The 5193-nt window shown below is 59.0% G+C and carries 4 protein-coding genes and 1 pseudogene; 3 read left to right on the top strand and 2 right to left on the bottom strand.

The genetic code is table 11. The features are described 5' to 3' along the window. Positions 1–296 precede the first annotated feature (296 nt). Together AQJ64_RS45585 and AQJ64_RS45590 are read left to right on the top strand one after the other, a co-directional pair. Complete coding sequence (locus tag AQJ64_RS45585; protein ID WP_055633447.1) at positions 297–647, top strand: trypco2 family protein; 351 nt, start codon at positions 297–299, stop codon at positions 645–647. A 695-nt stretch (positions 648–1342) separates the two neighbouring features. Further along, complete coding sequence (locus tag AQJ64_RS45590) at positions 1343–3808, top strand: tetratricopeptide repeat protein (RefSeq protein ID WP_240512579.1); 2466 nt, start codon at positions 1343–1345, stop codon at positions 3806–3808. A gap of 207 nt (positions 3809–4015) precedes the next feature. Here the strand turns inward: AQJ64_RS45590 and AQJ64_RS45595 are convergent, their stop codons facing one another. Further along, entirely contained in the window at positions 4016–4486 is a 471-nt protein-coding gene (locus tag AQJ64_RS45595) for a hypothetical protein (RefSeq protein ID WP_055633446.1), read from the bottom strand. 224 nt (positions 4487–4710) lie between these two features. On the opposite strand from AQJ64_RS45595, the gene AQJ64_RS12180 reads away from it, so the two are divergent. Continuing rightward, positions 4711–5067, top strand: a complete 357-nt coding sequence (locus tag AQJ64_RS12180; protein WP_240512577.1) for a GIY-YIG nuclease family protein — start codon at positions 4711–4713, stop codon at positions 5065–5067. A gap of 6 nt (positions 5068–5073) precedes the next feature. Here AQJ64_RS12180 and AQJ64_RS47920 read toward each other — a convergent pair. Next, positions 5074–5193: pseudogene (locus AQJ64_RS47920) on the bottom strand (IS5/IS1182 family transposase); the annotation flags it as partial.

Genomic DNA, 5193 nt, shown 5'->3' on the forward strand with positions numbered 1-5193 from the left:
CCCCCGACCTACCAAGAGGCCCTGCTGTCATGCACCGACCCTCGCGCGATCACCCGAACAGGAACCCTGTTCGACCAGACCAGCCCCGCCATCGATAAGCGGATGGCGTCTGAGAGCGAACCGCCGCACCAGCACGGTGAACAGGCACCAAAACTCAGCGCCCATCGGTACTTGACAGTGAGAGGCGCTTCGCAGACGTCGATCAGTTTCAGCCATGTCTCAATCTGCCTCTTTTCGTACCAGGCAGGCTTGGCCACGATATCCCGGTTGGCGACTGGAGCCCTACAGGAGAGAAAATGCGAGACGCTTTGGAGAATGTGGAACTCACCGCAGCGGTACAGGGCCTAAGGGATCAACTCATTGCCTCCATGGGCGCGGCGAACGGCCAGCAGATCAGGTTCGCAGTCGAGGAAATAAGCCTGGAATTCTCCGTCGAACTGCGTCGCGACGCTAGCGTGAAGGCCGGCTTCAAGGCTTGGGTGGTTGCAAGTGATGCACAGGCGGGAGTGGCACACAACACAACCCATAAAGTGTCGGTGAAATTGAAGCCAAAGGACTCCAGCGATGGTAGGTCGATAGAAATCGGAAGTCGGGCCGAAATCTCGATGGAGGGTTTCGAAGCGCGAGTTGAAGGCCACGAAGGATGAGTGGACGTTCCGCCGAACGCATTGCCATTGTCCAGGCAACGCGTCAAGGTAGCGGATTTCTCCTAAACTCTCGCCTGATACTAACATCTGCCCATCTATTTGACGGAGTTGACACCGCTCGCGTCGCCGTCCCCGGAGGCACGGGAATACAGAACTGTAGGCTGCTGTGGCATCGCCTTGATGAGGCATGCGACGCAGCACTACTCGAAGCGAGTGGGGATCTAGTTGCGGGCGCCTCAAGATATCAGATATCCGACATTAAGTGGGGCAAGATAACCGGCCTGGCCGCCAGGAATGGCTGCGAGGCCATTGGATACCCCCGAATTTCACTTCGTGACGGAGCGAGGCCGGACACCGAACAAATAGTCGGCACCCTTAAGCCGGGTTCTTCCATTTTGCGCGGCCGCTATATATTGGACAGCTCCCACTCCGCCCCACCTGAGTCTGGCGACGCCACTCAATCCCCATGGCAAGGAATGTCGGGGGCTGCTTTGTTTGCTAACGACTACCTAATAGGTGTGGTCTCCGGAGACCCCACACAATGGCGACATGCACGCGTGGAAGCCGTTCCTATTTCCGTCCTCGTAGAAGACTCCGAGTTCAGGAGAGCAATTCACGGACTCACAGGTCTGCGACCGGAGCTATCGGAGGTAACTAAACAGACATCGTATTCCTCTCCTAACATTGCCGATGCCGTGGAATTTCGCTGGCATCCCATCTCTCAAGCTGACCCGATTAGCTTTGGGATCCATCGCGTCCCTGACTATCCCGGCTATTCACAGGTCGTAGATTATGTTCCCCGTACAGTCGATACCGAGCTGGATGAACGCCTTGAGGACCTGACAGAAACAGGCGGCATGCTGCTACTGACAGGAGATTCCGCGGCAGGAAAGTCTAGGGCCCTATTCGAAAGTATGCTCCGCAAGCTGAGCGGTTGGCTTGTGTGCAAACCAGACCCCGATGCGAACATTTCTTTCTTGCTCGCAACGGCGAGGGACGAGAAGAGAGTCATTTGGCTCGACGACTTGGACAGCTACCTTCACTCTGACAGTCTCACACCTTCGCTACTTGACGAATTGACAGCTCGCAAAATGATTGTGCTTGCTACGCTGCGCACAGAATTCTATGAGCACTACACAGACGAAAGCGGTGCGCAATCCATATCTCGAGCAACGGGGCCACGAATTCCATCTGCTCCTGGCAGGGTAATTCGTATGGCACATCACATCGCTCTACAACGGATATGGACTGACGTTGAACGACAAAGTGCCTCTCTAAGCGAGGATCCACGGGTATCAGAAGCACTCAAGTCAGACAAAGCCTACGGACTGGCGGAGTATTTGGCAGCGGGGCCCCAGGTGCTCAAGCTGTGGCGCTCCGCCTCGCGGGTGAAGGGTAATCCCCGAGGAGCGGCACTTGTTGCCGCCGCCATTGATCTCGCACGCACAGGTGTGGACCCCTCCCTGCCGCATGGTGCGGTGGAGCGCTTGCACGAGCACTATCTAGATCAGGCAGGCGGCCCAGCGCTAAGACCAGAAAGCATTGATGAAGCATGGGCCTGGGCATCCAAGGTCATCTTGGGTGTCACTAGCCCCCTAGTTCCCGGTAGGGGCGGCACGTGGAAGCCTTTCGATTACTTAGTATCTGACATCGCGCGCATGTCTCATCCAACTGATCTTCCGGAGCAAGTTTGGCCTGAAGCTCTGCGTGTGGTGGATGATTCACGTCGCGCCCTGGTATCGACTGTGGCGAGGGTTGCCGGTCGACGAGATATCGCGAAGGAAGTGCTTCGTCCGCTTGCGGACGCTGACGACCCGGACGGTCTCATCAATTTGGGAGCCCTGTCGGCTTCGGAGCACGACTATGAAAGCGCCAATCGATACTTCATGCGGGCTTCGGATATCGGCGACGCAACAGGAACTCATAATCTAGGCGCGTTGTGCTACACGAGAGGAGATCTCGAAGGAGCTCGTAAATGGTACGCGTTGGCGATAGAGCGCGGAGAACTGCAATCGATCGGAGCTCTAGGCCTGGTTTGCGAGAAGCTAGGAAACCAAGAAGAAGCTGTAGCGCTTTGGAAGCGTGGCACCGAAGCTGGTGATCCTGGAAGCGCACTACACTACTCAGATTGGCTGGCGTCTAAATGGCAGTCAGATGAAGCTATGGGAGCTCTACTGGTCGCAGCTGACGGAGAGAATCCATTCGCGGCACTGTCATACGCCGGCGCGCTATTGCGCAAAAAGGATCACGAGACAGCGAACGTGTACGTTTCCAGATCGTACGAGATCGCGACGAAGCAGGGGTACCTGGGGGGCCCGGTTGGATGCTTGATAGCTGGGGTAAACGCCTATTCTTTTGGCAACGTCCAGATGGGAAAGACCTGGTGGGATCGGGCGCGGGACAATGGATGCCAGATAGATTGGGTAGTCCTCAATGCGCCAGACGACGCACCCGGCCTGCGCAACCTCGTCATTGATCAAGTAACCCTAGATAAGCTAGGTGACGACGAAGCGTACCTGCTTATGCAGATACTATGGTCCGGCGACTGTCTGGATTGCGGATATCCCCTCAAGGAAGGAGTCCCTGCACTCTATGTCGATGACCATTACAATTGGTCAGACGCCAAGCTGTTCCATTTTGGATTGTGTCGGTATCCGCGCTGGAATGATTCGGCTCTCACTACTGTAGCGAAGGATGTCGGTATTACTTGGGAGTCCTTCACTACCGGAGTTCCGGCAGGACACAACCTTGATCAGCTACTTCCGGCTCTTATTGTGAACCCCTCCATGGAGGCGGCCCATTTGGTGTCAGATGGGCAAGACTGGAGGGCAACGGGCGTGTACGGACCTAGATCAACCCTGAGTGCGGCACTCCACATGCGACCTATTTGGGCTGGACTGCCACCCAAGACGTCAGACGGTCTGGCATGGTCTCTTACTGGCTCCGATGAGGTGGCGGTGGCGGCTCTCCACCAAGTCTGGTCAGCTCCTGCGACAGAAGAGCTAATTGCGCTGGTCGAGCAGTACGGGGGCGCTCTGCTGATTGTGACCAGTGCCTTTGGGCCAGGAACCCCAGTCACTATGGAAGTCGTGATGGATGTGTTGGAGTCCTGGACCTCGATGACCCGATGGGCCCCGTTAAGGACCAACGCGGCCCTTTGACGACAGAGGTCGGCTGACCAGCTACCAGCATCCGGGGGTCGTGGGCTGGTCACGATTGTGGAGGCGGCAGCGGATCGCGGACGCACGGTATGCGATAGAGAGGGGCTCGGGCCGCATGCTGCCACAGCAAAGGTGCTGGTCAAGTGCGGTTAATGAGCCATCAGGCTCATGCTCTCCAGAGCCGTTGCTGTATTGGTGACGCAGAGTTCAGCGTAGGGACCGCCGCTCGTCTACGTTGCGTGTCGGCATGCCTAGGAACACGTCGGGCGTCGCAGAGCCGTAAAGGATGTTGAACGTCTCCAGTTGATAGGACCAGGCCCCGTCACAATGGCCGACGAACCGGTAGTTGATCTGCCATCGCAGCCATTGGCCAGGAGCCAGACGCACGGCAGGCGGGCGCCGATTGCGTCGTGGCATGGCAAACATGCTCACCTCTGGTGGATCCACGCGCAGCAGCCCATCGGCCTCGCGGAGGATCGTCCCGGGTGCCGACAGATCCCGCACCTGTGTACGAGGCTCGAAGGAATCGGATTCCCGCATGGCGACCTCGTGGAGGCCAGCGCTCATGCCCGGAGGCAGCAAGAAGGCCGTCGGGGCGGCGTTTCTGCATCCAGCTTCAGAGCCGCCACGCGACTTCTTCGTCCACGACGTGCACACCCACTGAACGACAGCGTCCATGGCCCAATCATCGAGCGAGACGCCGCACTGCGGCCACAGAGTTACGTGTCGTGCCAGACCCGTGCCAAGTACTGCGGGGAACAGCGGTCACCCACCAGAGACGCCCTCAGGTCATGACGCCGCTCAGCATCAGCGAGGGGAGCGCGAGCCGCACAGGCCAGGGACGCTCGGTCAGCGTCGACCAGTAGCCTGCGACGATCAGTCGTGGCACGTCTGGAGGCTTCGTGGAAGCTACCGCTCTCGTCAGTCCCGACCGGTTGTGGTCGGCGCAGGAGATCCTGGTGCGTCCGAGCCCTGTCCCGGCGGCGGCAGGGGTCTACGGGTGGCACTTCAAGCAGCCGCCCCACCCGGACCTGGACGCTGGGCGCCTGCTCTACGTCGGGATAGCCCCGCGGTACATGGCGAACCGGACCAGCACGCAGAACCTGCGCAAGCGGGTGCGCTACCACTACCGGGGCAACGCGGCCGGCTCGACGCTGCGGCTCACCCTCGGATGTCTGCTCGGACTCGATCTGCGCCGCGTGGGCAGCGGCAAGCGGATGACCTTTGGCAAGGTCGGCGAAGCAAAGCTGAGCCAGTGAGCGTTTTCAGCGTTGCCTCTCCAGGGTGAGGACGGCTGCGGCGATGACCGTCATGCGGTTGGGGCTGCAGCGGGCCCGGCGGAAGATGCGCCAGGACTTCAGTCTCGCGACGCTGCGTTCGACTCG

Origin of the sequence: Streptomyces griseoruber (assembly GCF_001514205.1) — a bacterium.
Lineage (GTDB): Bacteria > Actinomycetota > Actinomycetes > Streptomycetales > Streptomycetaceae > Streptomyces > Streptomyces griseoruber.

Bases quoted from the DNA above. Each gene is read 5' to 3' on its own strand.
- AQJ64_RS45595 (WP_055633446.1), bottom strand. From the start codon at position 4,486: ATGGACGCTGTCGTTCAGTGGGTGTGCACGTCGTGGACGAAGAAGTCG.
- AQJ64_RS45585 (WP_055633447.1), top strand. From the start codon at position 297: ATGCGAGACGCTTTGGAGAATGTGGAACTCACCGCAGCGGTACAGGGC.